This window comes from Butyricicoccus sp. AF35-5AC (genome assembly GCF_003477715.1).
Classification (GTDB): domain Bacteria; phylum Bacillota; class Clostridia; order Oscillospirales; family Butyricicoccaceae; genus Agathobaculum; species Agathobaculum butyriciproducens.
Window position 1 is genome coordinate 281598 of the sequence record NZ_QUDX01000001.1, and the last position, 22231, is coordinate 303828.

Consider the following 22231-nt stretch of genomic DNA (forward strand, 5'->3'; position numbering starts at 1 on the left):
GAAACAGGATTGTCCTGTCATTAGCCTGTTTTTTGAAAAATCCGTCATAACCATAATAGAAGGAGCGAAGCACCTGCCAATCACGGCGGGTGCTTCGTGCTTTCCAGAATATTATGAACGGAGGGTTTTCTATGACAATCTATGAAACCATCAAGGCGGCAATCAGCGTCAAGCAAGCCGCCGAACACTACGGGCTGAAAGTGAGCCACAACGGCATGGCTTGCTGCCCGTTCCACAACGACAGGCATCCGAGCTTGAAGCTGAATGAGGACTATTTTTTCTGCTTCGGCTGCGGAGCCAAAGGGGATGTGATCGACCTTGTGGCAAGGCTGTTCAATCTGAGCAGTTATGAAGCAGCGCAAAAGCTGGCTTTGGACTTCGGGCTTGACCCGAAACCGCCCACTGCCGCAGCTATGGTCAAGCCGAAGCGTCCCTATATCCGTCAGTTCCGGGAGGATGAAGTGCTGTGCTTCCGGGTGCTGACGGATTATTTGCATCTGTTGGAAGATTGGAAAGTGCGCTATGCTCCCAAGACACCGGAAGATGCTCTGGATGACCGTTTTGTGGAAGCCTGCCAGATGCACTGCCATATCGAATATATGGCAGATGTGCTGACGGTGGGTGATCTGGAAGAACGGGTGGCATTGGTGGACAAGCTGATGCAGGACGGCAAAATTGCTTTTCTGCAAGAGTATACCGCACGAAAGAAAAAGGAGGTGGCGCACCATGGCGAAGAACCGGAAAACGCCTGATATGAACTTGCCCATGTGGTTTGACGGGCAGAACATCAACGAAGCTCTGTTTTGTGAAGAATTTCTGCAAGAGCGCAGGATCATCTTCGCAAACGGAGCTTTTTTCACGCCCGATGGTCGAGTGACGGACGATCTTCCTCTGCGTGGGGAGATTTACGACAAGCTGAAATTCTGTGCCGTAAACAATATCCCCCGGAAGATCACCAACATTCTGGAAGTGCTGAAACTGGAAGCGCAAGTGCCGGACTTTCCACCGGAGCAGGATCGGATTCATTTGTCCAACGGTACGCTGCTATTGAACGGCACATTTACCGAGGGCAGACCGGCTATCGTGCGGAGCCGTTTGCCGGTTGCTTACAATCCCGATGCTACTGCGCCGGTGATCTGGCTGAACTTTCTGGATGGGTTGCTTTACGCCGAGGACATTCCAACTTTGCAGGAGTTTATCGGCTATTGCCTGATTCCCTCCAACAAGGGGCAGCGCATGATGGTGATTAAAGGCAACGGCGGCGAGGGTAAATCTCAAATCGGTGCGGTACTGTCTACCATCTTCGGCACGGATATGAAAGACGGCAGCATCGGCAAGATTTCTGAAAACCGCTTCGCCCGTGCCGATTTGAAACACATTCTCCTGTGCGTGGATGATGATATGCGGATGGAAGCTCTGCGCCAGACCAACTATGTAAAATCCATTGTCACCGCACAGGGCAAGATGGATTTGGAACGCAAAGGCAAGCAGAGTTATCAGGGTTGGATGTTCGCCCGATTGCTGGCATTCAGCAACGGTGATCTGCAAGCCTTGTATGACCGCAGTGACGGATTTTATCGCAGACAGCTTGTGCTGACCACCAAGGAAAAGCCAGTGGACAGAGCTGACGATCCCGACCTTGCGGAGAAGATGAAACCTGAAGCCGAGGGTATCTTCCTGTGGGCATTTGAAGGCTTACAGCGGCTTGTTACCAACAACTTTAAGTTTACGGAGAGTGAGCGTATCCGGGAAAACCGGGAAGCGGTCAAGCGTGACAACAATATCTTTGATTTCATGGATTCCGAGGGATACATCCAGCGTAAAGCGGATGCGTCCATCAGTTCCAAGGATTTCTATGAAATCTACCGGATGTGGTGCGAAGAAAATTCCCTTGCACCGCTGAAAGCCCGCAGCTTCAGCGACGCCATGATTGCCAATGCCAAGAAATTTAATCTGGAACATTGCAACAATATCACCAACTCTGCCGGACGGCGGGTTTGGGGATTCATGGGAGTGGAAGCCATTGCACGACCTCATATAAATGGGTTTTACGGAGATTCGCCGTGTACGTACGTACCGGAGGACATTCCGGAGGAATGGCGGCAGGTCGAGTAAATCCCATTGGCTGGTACGTATGTACGCAGCAAAAGAGCGTGAAACGCTTGTGATAGAAACAGCTCATTTCCTTTATTTGGGCTGTTTCTATTGCAGTGAAAGATTTGATTTTCACTGCCGCCGGGATGGGTGGTGTTTCGCAAAACAGCAGCTATCCGGGCTGAACAACAGAAAACGATGCAGACAGTTTTCGGGCAGTTCAGCAGAGGTCACCGCAGTGACCGCATTCCCCCTCGGGAGAGCCCTCGGAGAGCCCACGGCACTTTGCAGCCAGTATGGATGAAAGTGTCATAGTGGGTTATTACACTTTGAAAAAGTGCCTCTCCGTAGTTCTCCGCTGTCTGCAAATCTCAAAGAAAGGACAAAAATTCTATGGCAAGAAATGATGGAATAGACCGTACCGTAGCCAGAAATCAGGACTTGGAAACCCCGGCAGATGTGGCTAAGGTACAGGAACACAATGAGCGTGAAAAGGACAGCTACAGCAATCAGGACATCGTGCCGGAACGCACTTCTCTGAATGTCCATTTCAAAGCACCCACGGACGATTATGTAAAAATGTTTGAGCAGATGGAACAGGATGGCGTGATCTCCACCAGAGGTCTGAAACCGGATGCCGTCAAATACGGCGAGTTGATCTTCGATGTGAACTCTGCTTACTTCTACAACCACGGCGGCTATGAATTTGCGAAACAGTTTTATGCCGATGCCTACAAAGCAGCCGTGGAGATCGTGGGCGGTGAACAGTATATCCTCTCCGCTGTGATGCACGCCGATGAGCGCAACCGGGCAATGTCCGAAGCTCTGGGCGAGGATGTGTACCACTATCATCTTCATGTGGTTTATATCCCGGTGGTGAAAAAGCAGATCCTTTGGTCGAAGCGATGCAAGGATGAAGCCCTCCGGGGAACCGTCAAGGAGGTCATCACACAGGTCAGCCGCAGTAAGAAATGGGAGTCCAAGCCGGTGCTTGGTGAGAACGGAAATCCCATGTTGAATGCAAAAGGGAAAAAGATTTTGAAGTCATCCTACAGTGTGTTGCAGGATGACTTTTTCAATTTCATGCGAACTGCCGGTTACACCGATGTGGAGCGTGGAGAGCGTGGCAGCACCGAGGAACATCTGACGGTGACGCAGTTCAAGGTGCAGGCAGAACAGCAGCGTTTGGAAGCTGTGACCGGACAGGTGGCACAGGCGGAGCAGAGTTTGGAGAATGCCAAAGCTGCCACGGAGAAACAGAAAAGGAAACTGAAAGCGCTGCAAAAGGAAACCAAGACGGCAAAGACTCTTGCACTGACGGTGCAGGATATTGAAGCGATGGGCAAGAAGGCCACATTCGGAAACAATATCACTCTGACACCGGATGAATGCCGCACACTCAAAGATTATGCTGTCAGTAGCTTTGCGGAAAAGGCAGAGAAGATCAAGTACAAGCAGAAATTCGAGCAAGCGGAGAAAAGTGCAAAAACATGGAAGCAGCGGTACGATGCGCTGCATGAACAATATCAAGAGCTGAAAAAGAAAGCCCAGCCCTTCTTGGATGCACTGGAAATCGCATCCGAAAGGGTTCGGGCTTTTCTTGATGTTGTCCTCAGCAAAGGAAAAGAAACGCAGGAGCACGAACACACTGCACGGAAGCGTGGACAGGATATGGAACTTTGATGGAGGAATCGCCTATTGAAGAAATATTATGAGGAAGCGAAATATAATGCGGCATTTGACCGCTGTGTGGATGTTATGAGCCAGATGCTCCAGAAATATGGACATCAGGTTTTGGATAAATTGGAACAGGACGCTCCGCAGGAAGTGGAGCATTCCGAGGAAAGTAATCAAGCGCAGCCTTTGACGGATAAGGCTGCGTAAAAATTTACAATTTACACGTTGCGTACTTGTTGCGGATATGCTATAATATGTACGCAACGTGTATTTTTGCTTTTAGGGAGATAGGCAGATGGATTGTAAAAACAGAATTATAAAGTTGCGGGAAAGCACGGGATTAAACCGGAAGGACTTTTGCAAGTTGGTTCATATACCATACCGGACGATGACCGAGTGGGAATTGGACAACCGCCATGCACCGGATTATGTGCTGTGGCTTTTGGAGTATTATATCCGTAACGAAGGACTTGTGGTAAAAGAAATGAACGAAGGAGGTGGCGATTCTGAAAAAGAAACAACTTAAATGTTATCTATATACGAGAGTGTCCACCTCCATGCAGGTTGACGGGTACAGCTTGGATGCCCAACGTGACAAGCTGCGGAAGTATGCGGCATACGAGGATATGATCGTTGCCGGGGAGTATTCTGACGAAGGATTTTCCGGCAAGAACATCCAAGGGCGGCAGGAGTTTCAACGGATGCTGAATGACATCCAGGACGGCAAAGATGATGTTTCTTATGTGCTGGTCTTTAAGCTGTCCCGATTTGGCAGAAATGCGGCGGATGTTCTGAACTCTTTGCAACTCATGCAGGATTTCGGTGTCAATCTGATCTGCGTGGAGGATGGCATTGACAGCTCCAAGGATGCAGGAAAGCTGATGATCTCTGTGCTGTCTGCGGTGGCAGAGATTGAGCGAGAAAATATCCGCACACAGACAATGGCAGGACGTGAGCAAAAGGCTCGTGAGGGCAAATGGAACGGCGGTTTCGCTCCATATGGATACAAACTGGAAAATGGAAACCTTGTCATTGCAGAGGATGAAGTTGAGGTGATCCGGGTCATTTATGACCGCTACATCCATACCAACGAGGGCGTTGCCGGAGTAGCCAAATATCTGAACCGCAACGGTTTTATCAAGAAGCTGCGGCAGAATAACACCATTCCCGGATTTTCAAGGAACTTTGTGCAGGACGTACTGGACAATCCCGTTTATATGGGTAAAATTGCTTACGGCAGACGGAGAACCGAAAAGAAACAGGGTACAAGAAATGAGATGCACGTGGTCGAGCAGTCGGAGTTCCCTGTTTACGATGGGCAGCACGAAGCCATTATTTCCGAAGAAGATTGGTATCTGGCACAGGAAAAGCGCAAGGTCAATTCCTTTAAGCGGGAAAAGGTCAATAATCCAGACCACGCCCACATCCTGTCCGGTATCTTGAAATGCCCATGCTGTGGCAAGAGTATGTACGGCAATATCGCCAAGGCACACAGCAAGGACAAGAAAACCCGGTATTATTACTACTGCAAAAATACGGTTACGCCTACCGGACATGAGTGCAGCTTCCGGCTGAATATCGAGCAGACAGAGATCAACAAATTTGTGGCGAAGGTTATCTCCGCTATGGTCAATAATCCACGGTTTGTAGAAGCGATTCAGGCGAAAATCGGAACAGCAGTTGATACAGAAGATATGGAAAAGCAGATAGCTGTCCTACAAGGGCGGCTAAAGCAAGCCTTTGGAACGAAAAGCCGCTTGGAGCGTCAGATGGATACCTTGGACATCAACGATGCCCACTATGACAGAAAAATTTTGGACTTGCAGCGCCGCTATGATGAGCAGTATGATACCATAGAGGAAATTGAAGTTCAGATTGGCGAATTGCAAAGTCAGATCCGCAGCATTCAGCAGGAGAAGATTTCCGGTGACAATATCTATCGCTTGTTGCTGGCATTTGATGAAGTCTACCATTCCGCAACGGAAGCGGAGCAGAAAGAGTTTATGAAGGCCTTTATCGAGCGAATTGAGATGTTCCCGGAGAAAAGGAAAGACGGAAGTTGGATAAAGAAGATTGTATTCAACTTCCCTGTGCCTGTTGATGGTGAGGAAGTGAAAGAACTTCCCTTGGAAACTGAAACAACTGTTGAGACGGTCGCCCTCTTGTCACGGGAACAAATCCACTGACGGTTGAGGTCAGAATGGAAGTGGAAACCGGCGAGGTCAAGGAGCATCCGACCTATAAGCGTATTCAGGAGTATGTGCAGGAGAAGTACGGCTTCAAAGTCCATACGGCATATATTGCAGAGGTCAAGCGTATGGTCGGACTGGATATGCACAAAGCACCGAACGCAGTGGAGCAGAGAAAACATGAGTATCATCCCTGCCCGCCTGAAAAGGTCGAGGCAATCAAGGATGCGCTGCGGCATTTTGGCTTAATATCAGAGTGAGTTTACGGCTAAAAACCCAGCATCACGTCAAACGGCGTGGTGCTGGGCTTATTTTTGTCGTGCTTCGGGGCTTTTTTGAGGATAAAACCGCCTGTGTGCCGTTTGCTTTTCTTTGACATATTGACACGCTGCCCTCTGTTCGTCGTGGCGACTGTGCGTTTTCGGGATAGAAAATGGACACTTATCTTTGTATAGGGAGAAAGCAAGAGAGGAAAAAGAGAGTGAGCGCAGGCTGTGGGAACGGTGCGTAAACCGCTTGCGGTTTTCCACGGTTTCCATAGCTGCAGCGAGGGAGAAAAGGGAGAGGTGGCTTTCTCGCTCAGGCGGCTTGCCGCCGCTCTTTTACTCTCACTTTTCTCCCTGAATATCAGGGATTATTCTGCGTCATTGCTCGGCGTAACAGGACGAAAGTCCTCCTGAACGCCCTCATTGAGGTCAAAGCACATGGTTTTTGCATCAGCAACCCAGAAACCACGCACCTTGTAACGCTTGCCGGGAATCCAGTCCTCGCCAGTAACAGCGCGAAGCGGGTCAAGCAGATTCTTGTTGGAGATCGTAACAACACCTTTCTGTTCGCCTCTCGGCTTGGAGAACTTGAAGCCCTTCGGTTCGTTGCTCTTGCAGGAACGGATCGCAAATACCCTCGCTTTCGCATCCAGCAGACACAAAACAAAGGCGGGATAGCCCAAGTCCTCAAGCACCTTCTTGGTGATGGTCACGCCATTCTGATTCAGGAATATATCCGGGTAGGCGTTGATGTTGGAGTCGATGGTTTCAAAGTTCAAAGCGGAAAAATCAAAGTTCATAGTTAAAATCCTTTCATTTCATGGTGTTTTGCGCCTCATCCACGTTTTTCATAAACTCCTGACGCTCCATAAAAGACCACCGGGAATCCATAATCAGATAGCCCTTGAAAAGACCATCTTTCACGCGGTATGCGACGAAGTGATTGCTCAGACGGCGCAATGTAGCTCGTTTGGCTGTGCTGTGCCGCTCTGACAGCAACTTTTGTACCTTGATCCAATCCTCTTTTTTGATAATCGCTGTGTGGTGATTTTCCTTGAAATACATATTTAAATCCGTATTTTTGACGGATTTATGGGTGCGAAAATCCTTGGTATAGGTTTTCTGCATCAAAGCATCACCGCAGTATTTATCATTTCGGAGGATGCTGCGGACAGTACTGGCAGACCAGAGATCGTTCCCCATTGGAGATTTGATACCCTATTCCGTCAGCGCAGCGGCGATTTCTGCCGGGGGTGCGCCCTCCAAGCAGCTTTCATAGATGTACGCAACAATTCTTGCCTCGGTCGGCTCAATGACATGAAGGACTACGGTTACGCATGGGCTGGCGTTCTTCCCGCTGGACAGGAAGCGGCTGAGAAGGCTTTGGAGAAGGGCTGCGAGGTTTACCGTCTCTATTCGGATAACACCGAGGGCTTGTGCGTGGATGCAAAGGAGATTACCGATCATGTGGCAAAGGGCGGAATGCTCGGTATCAGCAAGGAAAGTTGGATGGTGGCTCTTGAGAAGGAAAACTACCTCAAGGCGGCGGAGATGTCGATGGAGGATGACTACGGCATGATTGATGGGATCATCAACAACGGTCCGAAGGAGGACAAGACCGCAGAGGTCAAAGCCCCCGAAACCGGTGAGAAGTCCTCCATCATGGACAGGCTCAAGTCTGCAAAGGCAGAAAAGCAGGAGGAATGCTGCTCTCCCAAAAAGAACAAAGGAGAGATTGAGCTGTGAGCAGAAGTCAGAAATGGCGGCAGGAGTGGTCGTTCTTCATAGGAGACAGCGGACGCCGGAAGTATAACCGCTTCTGCGTCCGCTGCGTCCATAGCTGCAAGCAGAGCTTCCGCGCGGATCTCATCGCCTGTCCGCACTTCTCCCGCAAGGCATCGAGGTGTAGACAGTTAGGGGTCGAAAAAGCCTGTGATTGCAAGCCTCAGAGCGGCGCAAATTGACCAGCCTAAGTGATTGTATTCCCTGCGTGGTTTCATCTTTAGCGCGGAAATAAGTGTCGATTTCGGCACTTGTTTGAATGCCCGGAAAACGAACCAAGAGCCTCTGTCGATGCCCGGTTTGGGTATCGGCAGAGGCTCTTTTTTTATGACATATTCAAAATTGCGGACAGCAGCTCTTGAACCTGTTGCCGGTATTCCGGCTTTATATCCGAAATACGTCTGGCAAGCGCAAGGGCTTCCGCTTCTGGCTCGTCAGTCCCAAAGATATTCGGTCCGCACTGACGTCGAGAAAACGGCAAAGGCGCTGCAAGGCTTCAAGAGAGATACCGGAAGCACCACGCTCAATAGCACTCAGGTGATTCGGCGTCATGCCAAGCATTTCTGAGAGCGTGTCCTGCGTATAGCCCGCCTGTTCTCTTGCCACTTGAATATTGCCGCCGATTTCAATATTGATGTCCTTCTTCTCTCGCATAGCCTCACCACCTTTGCATTTAGTGTACCTAACAGCGGTGTCATTATCCACGGTGCGCCGTCGTTGATTTTGCTAACGACATTGCGTTGACTGTCCGTGATGAGGGTGATAGAATGGAGCTACCTACCAAAAGCCGGTAGGTAGCCCGGTCGTCCTATATAGATAGGGTAAGTAACCTGCCCCTCCGGGTTGTCCATTCTTTGTTCAATCAATTTTAGGAGGGATTCTTATGGACAAAGTAAATGGAAAGCTGACAATATTTTTTGAGGAGCCGTTTGGGGTGGGGATCTTTGATCAGTTAGGGCTAAAAATAGCCGTTGACCTGTTCTTTGTAGGAAGAACGGACAAGGTTGAGACGATGGCGGGTCCTCGCAAAATTTGACTTTTATGTTTGAATCACTATAAAGGTAAGCTGCCGCCCATCTTGAGCGGCAGCTTGCTTTTTATAGAATCTACTATCCCTGATACCTTATTCTTTCTACCAGCGTTTCCTTTTTCAGATTACTGCTTAAAACACAGGAAAGCACAATTTGTAGAATACCAACCAGAAGAATCATAACAAGAATCGGGATAAGAGGAACGTGATAAACGTTCATTCCAAAAATCCCATTATGCTTCGCATAGGAAAACAGTGCATAGCCAAGGGGCAGACCGGCAGCAAGTGCGACGCAGATGGTGCCAACCGTAAAAATCAAGCCCTGTATTTGTAAGCACAGATTCAACTGCTTATTGGTCATGCCTACCGCTTGCAGCACACCGTATTCCTGCTTCTTCGTGGTGATATTGATGATCATGGTGTTTGCCAGATTCATAAACCCGATGAGACCGACAATTGCCATGAACAGATAGCAGCCAAGCTTCATCATACGGCTTGCGTATTCTGCAGATTGTAACTGTGCATGATAGGTATCCATTTTTATATGCGAAGTATTAGAAATCAAAGTATTCAGACTCTGTTCCACAGATGCAACATCTTTTTTATCACAGTCCACCCACAGATAGCCATAGGCTGTTCCCCTCGGATTCATGGAACGGTATACACCTTCCGGAATGACAAGATAAGTGTCCGCGCTTACAAAGGAGCCTGCGATTTTTCCCTGATAGGTATAGGTTCCGCTTCCGTTATCAAAGTTGAATGTAATCGGTGCACCCGCAGAATACCCGTCAGCTTCCATCCACATGGACCAGCCAAAGAAAACATCCCCGTTTTTGACAGCCTGTGCATAGTCCATGGAACCGATATCGCCATCCCCGCGCATCCTTTCAAAATCCTCTTGATTTACGATTGCAACCGGAAATTTTGTTCCGTTCAAATCTGCAGAGACGATTTCTCTCGTCAGTACATCCGTTACACCGGGGATGGATTTGATTTCTTTAATCAAAGAATCATTCAGTGGGTCGTTCTGTAGGATTGTGTCCAGATTATTCTCCGAATAGGCTTCATCATAATTCTGGGAATAATCCAGCTGCAGTTCAAATTGTCCATGATTAACGGAAAGACGTGCTTCATGCTCCGTATCAATATTTCCTACATAATTAGAGACAATTACAAACAATACACAGGAAAGCCCCATGGTAAGAATCGTAGCAATGGTTCTTTTCGGATTGCCTGTCACATTTGCCATTGCCATGGAGAAAACGGTGACATCTTTTCTGCCTTTTCGTCTGCCCTGTTTTTGCGTTTTGGAGCCGCCAAGATACCGTGTCGCTTCGATGGGTGAAATCCGGGAAACAATTTTCATGGGTTTGCGCAGAGCCAAAACGACCGTAAGAAACGATACAAAAATGCAGATGAGCATAATTGTCAGTGAAAACAGAGGCACCTGATGGTTCTTGATTCCGGACGATACCAGATTTCCCTGCTCCACCAGCCAGTTGAAGCTGACTTTTGCAATCAGGAAACCAAACAGCAGCCCCAGCGGTATCGAAGGAACCGCCAGAAGAATGCCCTCACGAAAGATCAACTGCTTCATCTGCTTTCTGGTTGCACCCAGCGCCTTGATTTTTCCGTACTCCTGAACCTTCTGGGCGATCCCGACCTGGAAGATATTATAAATGACCACAACGGAAAACAGCACGATTCCGAGGATCAGGGTTCCACAAACCACAATCATTTCATAGCTCGGCTGCAATACCCACTGCAGGTAGAGGTCATTGATGATCACGTTTTTCTGGTCAATGCCGCAGGAATCCGCGATTTCTTTTATAACAGGCGCAACATTATTCATAGATACATTTGCAGAATCGCTCAAGGTAAAATAGATATTATATTGCCTGTCACCCTCCGCAACACGCTCATTATAAAAATCCTGCGAACCGAATACAACATAGGAAGCCTCGATGGTATATTCATCCCGGTCATATAAAATCCCGCTTACAGTAAATTCCACCGGTGCGTATTCCGACTGCATACCGGAACGGTACTCCAATGTTACGGTGTCTCCGACCTTTACATCATGGTATCCCACTGCATCAAAGAAAGCGCGTCCTGCGGCAATTTCCTGCGCCTTTTCCGGATAGGTACCTTCCTTCAACACATATTCCTGATTATAGGGAAGCATTTTCCTGACCGTTTCATCCGCACTGACAAAGCCGCCATTTTCATTTCCTTTCAGGATGCCATCCGTACACATGATGCCGATATCAGATATCTCAGCTCTGCGTTCCACTTCTTTTAATTGCGTACCATCTGCGGCGATAAACAGGCCGTAGTTGCTTCCGTATGAGCTTGCAGCCTGATCCTTCTGTAAGCGGATCAGTCCATTTCCAATTGTACTGATAATGACCAGAAGCATGGTAGTCAGGCAAATCGCCGTCATAATGAGGACACTTCTTGTCCGATTTCTTTTGTCGTTGCTGAATGCAATTTTGCTGATCGTCCTCAATTAAAATCCACCACCTGTCCATCCTCGATGACTAAAATACGGTCAGCAACCTGCGCGATCTCATCATCATGGGTAATCATTACAATCGTCTGTCCATATTTTTTTGCGCTCATTTTCAGCAGCGCGATCACCTCGTCACTTGTCTTGGAATCAAGATTTCCGGTTGGCTCGTCCGCAAGCAAAATCTCCGGTCTGTTTACCAAGGCTCTTGCAATCGCAACGCGCTGCTGCTGTCCTCCGGAGAGGGTATTCGGAAGATTATGAATCCGGTGTTCAAGACCCAGTGTGGTGATAATATCATTGACATAAGCTTTATCCACTTTTTTTCCGTCAAGCCCCAACGGAAGAACGATATTTTCCCACACATTAATGGAGGATACCAGATTGAATGCCTGAAATACAAATCCGATCTTTCTTCTCCGGAAAACGGCAAGCTGATCCTCCTTCATGGAATACAGGTCCTTGTCAGACAAGATCACGCTGCCGCTGGTTGGTGTATCCAGCCCGCCCAGCATATGCAGCAGGGTACTTTTTCCGGAGCCGGATTTTCCGACAATGGCGACAAATTCTCCCTGCTCAATCTGGATATTCACATGATTGACGGCTTTGACCTGATTTTCCCCCGTCCCATAAAATTTGCAAAGCTGATTCGTTTCTAATATCACGCCCACTCCAATGGCCTCCTTTTCTTATTTACCAGCATTGTATCAAAGGAACCTTTCATTTCACTTTCAAAAAGAGAGCAGAAGTCTTACAGATTTGAAAGACTTCTGCTCATCATCTCTACGAAAGTCCATTCTCCGGCAGCTGAATCAAAAAGGTACTTCCTTTTCTGACTTTGCCGGAGGCTACCGTGATTGTCCCACCATGCTGCTCAATAATCTGTCTGGACAGATACAGACCGATGCCAGTTCCGCTCTTTTCGTGGACTTCCGGCGCAGTCCCTCTGTAAAACCGCTGGAATATTTTATGGTATTCACTCTGCGGGATTCCGATTCCCTGATCCTCGATCTCAATTCTCACAAAGCCGGTTCTTTTTTGTAGACGGATCGTGATTTTTGAATGTTCTGGGCTGTATTTGATGGCATTGTCCAAAACGTTAATGATTGCTTCTCCAAGCCAACGTTTATCCTGCATGAGTGCACAATGCTCCAGTGATTCGTTGCAGTCGAAAATAAGTTCTATCCCTTTCTCCGCTGCCTTTGGATACGTTCGGTTTACTGCGGAGATGATCGTATCCATAATGGGAAGTGTTTTCTGATCAAGCTGAATCAAACCTGTCTCCAGTTTGGATATTTCCAGCAGAGACTGCAACAATGTTTCCAATCCGTCCAATGCACTCCGGCAGCGGATGCGAAATTCCTGTTGCTCCGTCTCACTCAGATTGTTCCGCAGCAATATGCTAAAGCAGGTATCCAAGGCTGCAACCGGGGTTTTCAGCTGATGGGAAATGTCGGATACCATTTCCTTTGTGCTTTCCTTCTCCGCTCTGGCTTCCTCTTGCAGCAGCTGGATATGATGTCCGATTGCTTCAAGCTGAAATTTCAGTCTTTCCTGCCCGACATGATCTTCTGTGTCCGGCACTACCTCAAAGTGATTTTCCCGAAATGCAATCAGGATTTGCTCCAGTTGCTCCAATCGTTTCCGACTTTCTTTCGCCTCAGCTTTCTTCCGGTAAAACAGGAACGTTAGCAAAGACAGACATAGCACTGCACTTGTACAGCCGGTTATCATGATATTCTGCCGGAAGCGCACATAAAACGAAGTCCCTTTGTTTTCCCAGTACCCGTATTGCTCTAATAATTGCTTACCTTGTTCATTGGCTTGATGGTCGTTTCCTTTCAGCCATCCTGCGGCAACATCCATGCCGGTGGTCTCTGCGCCCGCCGCAACTTCTGTCAGGATATCCATTTTACATTGATAATCCTGATAATATAAATAGGTGGTAAAGCAGTTCAATACCGCAAAAAAGAGTAGAACCGGCAGCACCAGTGACAAGGCATCAACCCACTTTTTACGATGTCGTTTCGTCACTGACTTACCTCCTGATTCCATATATACCCAAGACCTCTGATATTCTTTATATAGACCGGTGCAGCCGGATTGTCTTCGATTTTCTCACGGAGCCTTCTGATATTGACAGCGATTGTATTTTCATCCACAAAATCCCCCTCCAGATCAAATACATTTTCTAATATTTGTGTTTTTGAAAGAATCTGTTTCGGATTCTGAAGAAAAAAAGTCAGCATTTTCAACTCCGTTTTTGTCAGACTGATTTCACGACTCTTTATCAGGACTTTCATTTCTCCTGCGATAAATACGATATCTCCCGAAATCATCTTTCCGGCTTCCGTTTTCTCCTGTCTGCGGCGGAAATGTGCTTCTATTTTCAAAAGAAGTACCGAAAGACTAAACGGCTTTGTAATATAATCATCTGCCCCTGCTTCATATCCCATGACCTGATCCATCTCCTGATCTAGTGCGGTAAGACAAATAATGTATGTATTATAATTGCATCTCATCCACCTTACAAATTCCAATCCATTCCCATCCGGAAGATTCACATCACAAATGGCAACATCCACATTATTATCACTTGCAATTCTTTTCGCTTTTTTCACTGATTCTGCTGAAAAAACCTCATATCCGGATTTTTTCAGTGAAAAAGTGATTCCACGATTCAAGTTTTCATCGTCCTCAACCACAAGGATATTTGGCATAATTCAAACCACCCTTCCGTCTTAGCTATATATGTTAAACGTTACATCAAATACTGCAAATGCTTTTATTGATTCAGGCGAACTCTGCATTCCTGTTGGCACACGATTTTCCGCAGGAAAGTCTAGTGTGCTATACCTTTGCTTCCGGCTGACGCGGAAAAGGGACTGCATTCGCCCTCCCTCCCCAAAACTAATTTTATTATATTCAATAAATTTCAGGAGCTGTGTCTCGGAAAAACGCGGGATCGGGTACAGCATGATGTGAGTTTTGTCACCACGAGGCATTTTTGTTCCTTTTGCCCCTGACATGACATAATCGAAGAATCCATCTTGAAACATGATGGATTTCAGAAGGTATGCGTACTTCTTGTCCAAGGCTCTAAAACACAGGACATCGGCGTTACACCCGCCCGAAGTTGTTGCGAACCACATCTTTCTGAAATATGGACGGATGTTGCTAACAAGCACGTCCTCCACTTGAAAATATGTCACTCGCTCTGAAGAATCAGTCGTGCCAAAGGAAGCAACACCTTGCTTGTCCGGCAGAATGTTTTCCGTTGAGACATGATACGGCTCATTTTTCGTTTTCGGCGGGCTTCTTGATATACTTGCCGTTCTTGATTCTCGCGTCCGCTGGCTTCTTTGCGTCCTCTGGAATCCCCCAGACCGAGCCAATGCGGATCGCACCGGGGACGCGCCCCTCGCCGCGCAAAATCTGAATACGGCGGGTGGAGATACCCCAGCGTTCGGCGGTTTGCGCGATAGATAAATACTTCATGGGCAGCACTCCTGTTGCAGTTCCGTTCTGTGTCTGCTTATAAAATCACAGTATAATTATAATCGTCAAAGCGAATAAAAGAAAGGGCTTTTCGGAAAAGCCCAGAAAGTATCTACAACTTAAAAATCAAGGGTTTGGGCTTCCCCAAAAATCAAAATGGGCGTATCGGCTGCAAGGCTGAAACGCTCATTTTCCGGTGTGTACGGACACCGGATGTGCTTGCTACTCTCTCAAATCTCATATCCGCAAATACAACGCGCTCCCGCTTTTGCAAAAGCAGGGGCGCATATTTTTTGAAAATCTTTCGTTTCGATACCTGCGTTTCGACGAAGAAATGTCCGTTGTATTGTGAAAGGAGTGTTTCAATATGCCAGACCGCACGCGACCCATCCGCAAAGAAATCTGTCTGAATGAGCAGGAATTGAGCATGGTTCGCCACAAGATGAACCAGCTTGGCACCCGCAACTTCGGCGCGTATGCCCGGAAAATGCTGATTGACGGGTACATCATCAAGGTCGATTACACCGAGCAGAAAAAGTTAGCCGCCGCTGCGTCCACGATTGCAAGCAGAGTTTCCGGGCGGTTGTCGTTATTTGTCCGCATTATCAGTCAAAGAGGGCAAAAAAGGGTGGCACAGCTGCGTACTCCCCTCGCGGACCTGACAGAAAACCGCCATAGCAGCCGTATCACACCAGACCAGAGAGGATGTGATGAAAAATCTATTTCAACCTGAACACCACATTGCCGCCGTTCATTCCCTTGCCGCGCTTCATGTTGGCAGGCGAATATTCCATCAACGCCAAACTGCTATATGGGCTGCTCCTCAACCGCACTATGCTTTCCCAGAAAAGCGGCTGGGTGTCCGAGGATGGGAATGTGTATGTGATCTATACGATCAAGCAGATGGCGGATGACCTTGACCGGAGTGAGCGGACGGTCAAAACCGCCCTGCGGGAGCTGGAAAATGCCGGGCTGATCACCCGCGTCCGTCAGGGCTGGAATCAGGCGAACCGCATCTTTTTGCAAATCCCGGACAGGGTGCAGGTTTCTTCCCGTCCAGAGGCAATATCTGCCCAATGGACGTGCAGGATTCTTCCCCTTGCATGGGGCAGAAATTGCCCACAAGTAATACTGATGCAGAGTATAAAGAACATAGTAAGACCGAACCGATGACAGCCTTTTCAAAATGCTGTATCTGGCGATGATCGACATCACGAAAAAGTGGACCGGCCGCCGGCAGGACTGGAGCATGATTCATGCCCAGCCGGCAATCTACTTCGAGGATCGGATGCCTGATTAACAACCTGGCTCGAAGGGCAAGGGGCACTATATCGCCGGCGAAGCTCCAATGGACGAGGGTGCCCCTTGACTTCCACCTTGGTTGGCATTATGTTCCTCGTAATTCTCGATGTCATCCGTGTGTTGCGTGTGCACAATCGGCAGGATTGCTGTATAATAAACATTGACAACTCCCACTCATAGGAGAATAATAGTCTACGAGTATAGAGCAAAACTGTCGACGGCACGAAGTCGCGAGGAGATATAGATATGACATTGGATAAACTGAAACCGCATGAAAGTGCAAAAATCACCGCAGTAGGCGGAAGCGGAGCCTTGCGCCATCACCTGCTCGATATGGGACTGACGCCGCAGACCGAGGTCACGCTGCAGAAGGTCGCTCCGATGGGGGATCCGGTGCAGTTTGAGCTGCGCGGCTATGAATTGACCCTGCGCCTGGATGAAGCGCGGAAGATCGAAGTCGGCACGCCGTATCAGCGAACAAAAAAGCCTTCCGCCGGACAGGTACGCCACCGTCCTGCGGCGCACCCCGGCATGGGTGAGCTCAGGAAATCCAAGGACTACCACATTTATGAGCACGCCAAAGCCGCGGCTGCCGATAAAAAACTGACATTTGCGCTTGCCGGCAATCAGAACTGCGGCAAAACGACGCTGTTCAATCAGCTGACCGGTGCCAACCAGCATGTCGGCAATTTTCCCGGTGTTACGGTGGATCGCAAGGACGGCACGATCCGCAGCCATCCGGAGGCAACCGTTACCGACCTGCCCGGCATCTATTCGCTGTCGCCGTATTCCAGCGAGGAGATCGTAACCCGCAGCTTTCTGCTGGACAACAAGCCGGACGGCATCATCAATATTGTAGACGCGACCAACATTGAGCGAAACCTCTACCTGACCATGCAGATGATGGAGCTGGGCATTCCGATGGTGCTGGCGCTGAATATGATGGACGAGGTTCGTGCGAACGGCGGCACTGTCCATGTAAATGAGCTTGAGCAGGCGCTCGGCATTCCGGTAGTGCCGATCTCAGCCGCAAAGAACGAAGGCATTGATGAGCTGATCGACCACGCGATCCACATCGCCCGCTATCAGGAAACACCCGGAGGCATCGACTTCTGTCAGGACAGCAGTGATAAGAACGATCCGGTAGCCGCTGTTCACCGGTGCATCCATGCAACCGCTCTGATGATCGAGCCGAATGCCAAACGAGCTGGTCTGCCGGTGCGATTTGCCGCCACCAAGCTGATCGAAAAGGACCCGCTCATCGAAAAGGCGCTCGCGCTGTCCGATGACAATCGCTCCGCTTTTGACCAGATCGTATCCGTCATGGAGAAGGATTCCGGTTTGGACCGCGAAGCGGCGCTGGCAAACATGCGGTTCAGCTTTCTGGAAAACCTGTGCAGCACAACAGTCGTCCGCCCGCACGAGAGCAAAGAGCATAAACGCAGTATGGCGATCGACCGCTTTTTGACCGGCAAATACACCGCTATCCCTTGCTTTGCCGGTATCATGGGTTTGATCTTCATCATGACCTTCAGCTGGATCGGCGCATGGCTGTCCGACGGCATGACCGTTCTGGTCGATGCCTGCATTTCGTGGCTGGATGCCGGGTTATCCGCCCTGCAGATCAACCCCGTTGTTCACTCGCTCGTTGTAGACGGTATCGCAAACGGCGTTGGCAGCGTACTCAGCTTCCTGCCGACCATTGTAACGCTGTTCTTCTTCCTCTCGATTCTGGAGGACACCGGCTATATGGCGCGTGTGGCCTTTATCATGGATCGGCCGCTCCGCAAGCTGGGACTGTCCGGCCGCAGCTTTGTGCCGATGCTGGTCGGCTTCGGCTGCTCGGTTCCGGCCATCATGGCTACCCGCACACTGTCCAGTGAGCGTGACCGCCGCATGACGATTTTACTTACCCCGTTTATGAGCTGCTCTGCCAAGCTGCCCATCTACACCATGATGATCAGCGCCTTTTTCCCCAGACGGTATCGTGCGCTTGTCATGATTGGCCTGTATCTGTTCGGCATTCTCTGCGGCATCCTGTATGCGGTCATTTTGAAGGTCTCCCGCTTCAAGGGCGAACCGGTTCCGTTCGTTATGGAGCTGCCGAATTACCGTCTGCCCAGTGCCAAAAGTGTTGTGCACCTTATCTGGGAAAAGGCAAAGGGATTTATCCAGAAGGCATTTACCATCATCTTTGCCGCTTCTATCGTAATCTGGTTCCTGCAGACCTTCGATGCACGCTTTAATGTAGTGTCTATGCCGGAAAGCAGCCTGCTGGCTGCGCTGGGCAGCATTTTTGCACCGCTGTTCGCACCGCTCGGCTTTGCGGACTGGCGTGTGTCCACCGCCCTGATTACCGGCTTTACCGCAAAGGAAAGCGTTGTATCCACGCTGACCCTGCTGCTTGGCGGTGAGGTATCCAGCATCGGCACCCTGTTTACGCCGTTTACCGCGGTCGTATTTCTGGTATTCGTGCTGCTCTACACCCCCTGTGTTGCGGCAATTGCCACCGTAAAGCGCGAGATGGGCAGCACGCGGGCTGCCATCACGACTGCGCTGACACAATGCGTGATTGCATGGCTCATTGCCTTTGCCGTCCGCTGTGTCGGTCTTGCATTTGGTCTGGCATAAGGAGGCACGGTATATGAATCTCCCCACTATTTTGATTCTGGCATTGATCGGCATCGCGCTGTTTGCCGCGCTCCGTTCGATGAAAAAGCATCCGTCCGGCTGTTCCGGACACTGCTCCGGCTGTCCCGTGCAATGCAAAAGTGAAAAACACAAATAAAACAGCAGCCTGTCCGTTCCAAGAGCGGACAGGCTGCTGTTTATCGGTTTCTGAAAAAAGAGGACAGGCATTTCTGCCTGTCCTCTGAATAGTCTCAATTACTTGTTGAAGTAACGCTTCAGCAGGCCCTCGAAAGCCTTGCCGTGACGAGCCTCGTCGCGTGCCATCTCATGTACGGTGTCATGGATAGCATCGAGGTTCAGAGCCTTAGCGCGCTTTGCCAGATCAAACTTGCCGGCGGTTGCGCCGTTCTCAGCGTCTACACGCATCTGCAGGTTCTTCTCGGTGGAGTCGGTTACAACCTCGCCAAGCAGCTCTGCGAACTTAGCAGCGTGCTCTGCTTCCTCGAATGCAGCCTTCTCCCAGTACAGGCCGATTTCCGGATAGCCCTCGCGGTGTGCAACGCGAGCCATTGCCAGATACATACCAACCTCGGAGCACTCGCCCTCAAAGTTAGCACGCAGGTCAGCCATGATGTCCTCCGGAGCACCCTGTGCAACGCCTACAACGTGCTCAGCTGCCCAGGTCTTTTCACCGGCCTGCTCCTTAAACTTCTCTGCCGGTGCGTGGCAGATCGGGCACTCTGCCGGAGCTGCTTCGCCTTCATATACATAACCACATACGGAACAAACAAACTTTTTCATGATTTTTTCCTCCTGTATCGTTGAACAAATTTATTTTTGAGGGGGCAGGAAACGATCCATTGTTATTGAACAAAGCTGATCGCGCAGAGATCGGTTGATCTCCGAGAACACGCGATGAAAATCACATTCATTCTGGGTACCCATGTGTGTGCACTGGAACTCATTTGCAAGGCAGTGATTGATAGCGATCGGACCATCAATGCATTCGATGATCGCGCCGAGACTGATCTCCGATGGGGAGTGGTTCAGCTCATAGCCGCCGGCAACGCCCTTATAGGATTTTGTAATACCGGACTGCGTCAGCTTGCGGAGAATTTTAAGTGCAAACCGGAGTGTTACGCCGGTTGCCTCGGAAATATCCTTCGCGCACTGCTTTTCGCCTGCAAGTGCCAGACAATAGGTCACACGAATTGCATAATCCGCTTCATGTGTGATTCTCAAATCGTTCCTTCCTTTCTCTCCTTGGAACAACTTTAGTATAACCGTGTTGTGCCAAAATGTCAATAGGTTTTCTTAAAAATAAATAATATTTTTTATTTGATAATAGTTATCAATAAGTAACTTGATTTTGAATCGAATTAACTATACCAGATAAGGACAGTATACCATGACGGGAGACTTTTGTCTATCGGTTCAGGAATGGAGAGTTGAGGATGGAAAATGAGCGTGGAGATTCAGCATTCGTCATTTATTCATTTGTATTGTGCGATACGATGGGGAAATGCGCTTTGAATCTTTGCACCGATTTCATTCTGTGCGCTTGTACTGTATAATAGGTAATGCAAAATGCAAGTACGAAAAATTTTCCCTTTCACAAAACCATTTGCTGCACTGAACCGTCTAATAGATGAAAGCCGCAGACAGGAAGCGCTTTTGACGAAACCTGTCTGCGCTGTCCGGACGCTTTCGGAAAGGAGAATTCGCTTATGATGGATAGAGAGCAATTTACCTCCGCGGTGCTGGCAGCCGAGCCTACGCTGTACCGCGTAGCGAAAACCATGCTCTGCAGCGAGCATGACTGTGCAGACGCGGCGCAGCAGGCAATCCTGCGGGCGTGGGAGCAGCTGGATTCGCTGCGCAGCACGCGGTATTTCAAAACGTGGCTGGTCCGCATACTCATCAACGAGTGCAGCACGATATTGCGCCGTCAGCAGCGGCTTGCGCCGTATGATGCGGCTGCTGCAGAGGCGATACCGGCGCCTGCGGCTGATGATCACAGCGACCTGTATGCCGCCATCACCGCACTGGAGGAAAAGCTGCGCCTGCCGGTGGAGCTGTACTACTTAGAGGGCTTTAAGACCCGTGAGATTGCCGGAATGCTCGGCATACCGGAAAACACGGTCAAGACCCGTCTCCGAGCGGCAAGAGAGCATTTGCGCAAGGACTTGAAAGGAGCGTGCTTCGCATGATGAACCATAATGATTTCCCGAAAATGACCGAAGAATTTGACCGCAGTGTCCGCAGAGCGCTGGACAGCCTGCCCGAGCGAGAAAGCAAGCCGGTACGCCGTTTCTCAGCAAAGAAAATCGTCTGCGCCGGACTGGCTGCCGCGCTGTGCATCGGCGGAACCGCATTTGCCGCGAATGCACAGAGCTGGTTTCCGCTGCTGTTTCCGAATGGCGGAGACGCGAATCTCGAAGGGTATGTACAGACAGCGGACAGCGCCAAGTTGACCGACGAGAACGACAGCTACCGTATGTCCGTAGAATCCGTGCTGTTTGACGAAAGCGCGGGTACGGGTGTGATCAGTCTGCACCTTGCAAACAAAAAGCAGGACGGCGTAAAGCCGTTCACGCTCGCGCACCTGATCGACAGCTATCAGAACAAGCCAGACATCACATGGTCCACGCTGTCTTCGTGCTATGCCGAGGAGGGACAGCTTGCTTTCGAGGTTATGTACGGCGACAGCGGCTTCTGTGGCAGTGAATTTTACCTCGATACCGCACGTTCGACCGACAACGACTACTATTTCGAGGGCGCATTTGCGATTTCGAGCGATTACAGGCAGGGAGAGCCGCTCCGTCTGGAGGCGCTCGAGCCGGGTAAAACGACCGTGCGTGCGGACGGAGCGGGTACCGCAAAGACGGTTCTGGCGGTCGATCTGCCGGAATTTCAGCAGATGCCGTACCTGACGAGCGCAGACGGTGATGTAACCCTGTCGCAGATCGGTATCCGCATCCGCAATGCGGATATGCACTGCACGGTGGACGAGGTCGATAAGCTAAGCGTGCAGCTGAGGGACGGCTCGGAGTACGTTATTCTGGACGAAAATGCGGATATTGACCGTACTCTGTATACCTACGGTTTCAATTCCGCCGAGGATACTGACCGCATCGACACCGAGATTGCGGTGCTTGCGCGTGCATTTGACCTGGATAATGTGCAGTCGGTCACCATCAACGGCGAGGTATATCCGCTCTCGTGATAAACGGCAGGATAGAGCAAAACAGAC

The 22231-nt window shown here is 49.6% G+C and carries 25 protein-coding genes and 2 pseudogenes; 16 read left to right on the plus strand and 11 right to left on the minus strand.

The window, feature by feature from the left end; genetic code table 11:
- Positions 1-131 precede the first annotated feature (131 nt).
- The 7 genes from DWZ82_RS01285 (at position 132) to DWZ82_RS01315 (ending at position 6220) form a co-directional block, all read left to right on the plus strand.
- On the plus strand, positions 132-752 hold the full coding sequence (locus tag DWZ82_RS01285) for a CHC2 zinc finger domain-containing protein (protein ID WP_118478208.1): 621 nt from the start codon (positions 132-134) through the stop codon (positions 750-752).
- Positions 727-2115, plus strand: a complete 1389-nt coding sequence (locus tag DWZ82_RS01290; protein WP_118478210.1) for a DNA primase family protein — start codon at positions 727-729, stop codon at positions 2113-2115. Before DWZ82_RS01285 ends, DWZ82_RS01290 begins: the two co-directional genes overlap by 26 nt.
- Before the next feature lie 372 nt (positions 2116-2487).
- Positions 2488-3777, plus strand: coding sequence for a plasmid recombination protein (locus tag DWZ82_RS01295; RefSeq protein WP_118478212.1), 1290 nt, complete (start codon positions 2488-2490; stop codon positions 3775-3777).
- 15 nt (positions 3778-3792) lie between these two features.
- Complete coding sequence (locus DWZ82_RS01300) at positions 3793-3978, plus strand: hypothetical protein (protein ID WP_118145877.1); 186 nt, start codon at positions 3793-3795, stop codon at positions 3976-3978.
- A gap of 88 nt (positions 3979-4066) precedes the next feature.
- Complete coding sequence (locus tag DWZ82_RS01305) at positions 4067-4297, plus strand: helix-turn-helix domain-containing protein (RefSeq protein WP_040894231.1); 231 nt, start codon at positions 4067-4069, stop codon at positions 4295-4297.
- Positions 4269-5957: a recombinase family protein gene (locus DWZ82_RS01310; protein WP_330424802.1), complete on the plus strand. Its 1689-nt coding sequence runs from the start codon at positions 4269-4271 to the stop codon at positions 5955-5957. The genes DWZ82_RS01305 and DWZ82_RS01310 overlap by 29 nt, the downstream gene beginning before the upstream one ends.
- Positions 5958-5971: 14 nt before the next feature.
- Positions 5972-6220 carry a hypothetical protein gene (locus DWZ82_RS01315; protein WP_118359829.1) on the plus strand — a complete coding sequence of 83 codons (249 nt, stop codon included), beginning with the start codon at positions 5972-5974 and terminating at the stop codon, positions 6218-6220.
- A 374-nt stretch (positions 6221-6594) separates the two neighbouring features.
- On the opposite strand, the gene DWZ82_RS01320 is transcribed toward DWZ82_RS01315, so the two are convergent.
- Together DWZ82_RS01320 and DWZ82_RS01325 are read right to left on the minus strand one after the other, a co-directional pair.
- Positions 6595-7026 carry a hypothetical protein gene (locus DWZ82_RS01320; protein WP_118478214.1) on the minus strand — a complete coding sequence of 144 codons (432 nt, stop codon included), beginning with the start codon at positions 7024-7026 and terminating at the stop codon, positions 6595-6597.
- A 13-nt stretch (positions 7027-7039) separates the two neighbouring features.
- On the minus strand, positions 7040-7441 hold the full coding sequence (locus DWZ82_RS01325; RefSeq protein ID WP_330423317.1) for a recombinase family protein: 402 nt from the start codon (positions 7439-7441) through the stop codon (positions 7040-7042).
- 93 nt (positions 7442-7534) lie between these two features.
- On the opposite strand from DWZ82_RS01325, the pseudogene DWZ82_RS01330 reads away from it, so the two are divergent.
- Positions 7535-7972 (plus strand): annotated as a pseudogene (locus DWZ82_RS01330) (DUF4316 domain-containing protein); the annotation flags it as partial.
- A gap of 420 nt (positions 7973-8392) precedes the next feature.
- Here the strand turns inward: DWZ82_RS01330 and DWZ82_RS01340 are convergent.
- Complete coding sequence (locus DWZ82_RS01340; protein ID WP_243022856.1) at positions 8393-8662, minus strand: helix-turn-helix domain-containing protein; 270 nt, start codon at positions 8660-8662, stop codon at positions 8393-8395.
- 229 nt (positions 8663-8891) lie between these two features.
- Between DWZ82_RS01340 and DWZ82_RS15040 the strand changes: the two genes are divergently transcribed.
- Positions 8892-9044: a hypothetical protein gene (locus tag DWZ82_RS15040; RefSeq protein WP_158574609.1), complete on the plus strand. Its 153-nt coding sequence runs from the start codon at positions 8892-8894 to the stop codon at positions 9042-9044.
- Positions 9045-9117: 73 nt separating this feature from the next.
- On the opposite strand, the gene DWZ82_RS01345 is transcribed toward DWZ82_RS15040, so the two are convergent.
- The 6 genes from DWZ82_RS01345 to DWZ82_RS01370 form a co-directional block, all read right to left on the minus strand.
- Entirely contained in the window at positions 9118-11547 is a 2430-nt protein-coding gene (locus tag DWZ82_RS01345) for an ABC transporter permease (RefSeq protein WP_118478216.1), read from the minus strand.
- Entirely contained in the window at positions 11544-12218 is a 675-nt protein-coding gene (locus DWZ82_RS01350; RefSeq protein WP_110436039.1) for an ABC transporter ATP-binding protein, read from the minus strand. The genes DWZ82_RS01345 and DWZ82_RS01350 overlap by 4 nt, the downstream gene beginning before the upstream one ends.
- A 112-nt stretch (positions 12219-12330) precedes the next feature.
- The gene (locus DWZ82_RS01355; RefSeq protein WP_243022858.1) at positions 12331-13581 is read right to left on the minus strand and encodes a sensor histidine kinase; all 1251 of its coding nucleotides are present in this window, start codon (positions 13579-13581) and stop codon (positions 12331-12333) included.
- A complete protein-coding gene (locus tag DWZ82_RS01360) occupies positions 13578-14267 on the minus strand; it encodes a response regulator transcription factor (RefSeq protein ID WP_118359817.1) in 690 nt (229 codons plus the stop codon). Before DWZ82_RS01360 ends, DWZ82_RS01355 begins: the two co-directional genes overlap by 4 nt.
- A gap of 21 nt (positions 14268-14288) precedes the next feature.
- Entirely contained in the window at positions 14289-14735 is a 447-nt protein-coding gene (locus DWZ82_RS01365) for a hypothetical protein (RefSeq protein ID WP_118478220.1), read from the minus strand.
- Between the two features lie 106 nt (positions 14736-14841).
- Entirely contained in the window at positions 14842-15045 is a 204-nt protein-coding gene (locus DWZ82_RS01370) for a DNA-binding protein (RefSeq protein WP_118478222.1), read from the minus strand.
- A 367-nt stretch (positions 15046-15412) separates the two neighbouring features.
- On the opposite strand from DWZ82_RS01370, the gene DWZ82_RS15500 reads away from it, so the two are divergent.
- The 5 genes and pseudogenes from DWZ82_RS15500 (at position 15413) to DWZ82_RS01395 (ending at position 19135) form a co-directional block, all read left to right on the plus strand.
- The gene (locus DWZ82_RS15500) at positions 15413-15778 is read left to right on the plus strand and encodes a plasmid mobilization relaxosome protein MobC (RefSeq protein ID WP_243022859.1); all 366 of its coding nucleotides are present in this window, start codon (positions 15413-15415) and stop codon (positions 15776-15778) included.
- A 38-nt stretch (positions 15779-15816) separates the two neighbouring features.
- Positions 15817-16218 (plus strand): replication initiator protein A, encoded by a 402-nt coding sequence (locus DWZ82_RS01380; RefSeq protein ID WP_147356896.1) that lies wholly within the window; start codon positions 15817-15819, stop codon positions 16216-16218.
- Positions 16211-16345 (plus strand): annotated as a pseudogene (locus DWZ82_RS01385) (IS256 family transposase); the annotation flags it as partial. The gene DWZ82_RS01380 and the pseudogene DWZ82_RS01385, both read left to right, overlap by 8 nt.
- A gap of 248 nt (positions 16346-16593) precedes the next feature.
- Positions 16594-18978: a ferrous iron transport protein B gene (gene feoB, locus DWZ82_RS01390; RefSeq protein ID WP_118478226.1), complete on the plus strand. Its 2385-nt coding sequence runs from the start codon at positions 16594-16596 to the stop codon at positions 18976-18978.
- 13 nt (positions 18979-18991) lie between these two features.
- The gene (locus DWZ82_RS01395; protein ID WP_116704689.1) at positions 18992-19135 is read left to right on the plus strand and encodes a FeoB-associated Cys-rich membrane protein; all 144 of its coding nucleotides are present in this window, start codon (positions 18992-18994) and stop codon (positions 19133-19135) included.
- A gap of 98 nt (positions 19136-19233) precedes the next feature.
- On the opposite strand, the gene DWZ82_RS01400 is transcribed toward DWZ82_RS01395, so the two are convergent.
- Positions 19234-19779 carry an NADH peroxidase gene (locus DWZ82_RS01400; RefSeq protein ID WP_110435265.1) on the minus strand — a complete coding sequence of 182 codons (546 nt, stop codon included), beginning with the start codon at positions 19777-19779 and terminating at the stop codon, positions 19234-19236.
- Positions 19780-19809: 30 nt separating this feature from the next.
- On the minus strand, positions 19810-20220 hold the full coding sequence (locus DWZ82_RS01405) for an RrF2 family transcriptional regulator (RefSeq protein WP_118285485.1): 411 nt from the start codon (positions 20218-20220) through the stop codon (positions 19810-19812).
- A 485-nt stretch (positions 20221-20705) separates the two neighbouring features.
- Here DWZ82_RS01405 and DWZ82_RS01410 point away from each other — a divergent pair, with 485 nt between their 5' ends.
- A complete protein-coding gene (locus DWZ82_RS01410) occupies positions 20706-21188 on the plus strand; it encodes an RNA polymerase sigma factor (RefSeq protein ID WP_243022860.1) in 483 nt (160 codons plus the stop codon).
- Positions 21185-22204 (plus strand): DUF4179 domain-containing protein, encoded by a 1020-nt coding sequence (locus tag DWZ82_RS01415; RefSeq protein WP_118478228.1) that lies wholly within the window; start codon positions 21185-21187, stop codon positions 22202-22204. The genes DWZ82_RS01410 and DWZ82_RS01415 overlap by 4 nt, the downstream gene beginning before the upstream one ends.
- Positions 22205-22231: the final 27 nt, after the last annotated feature.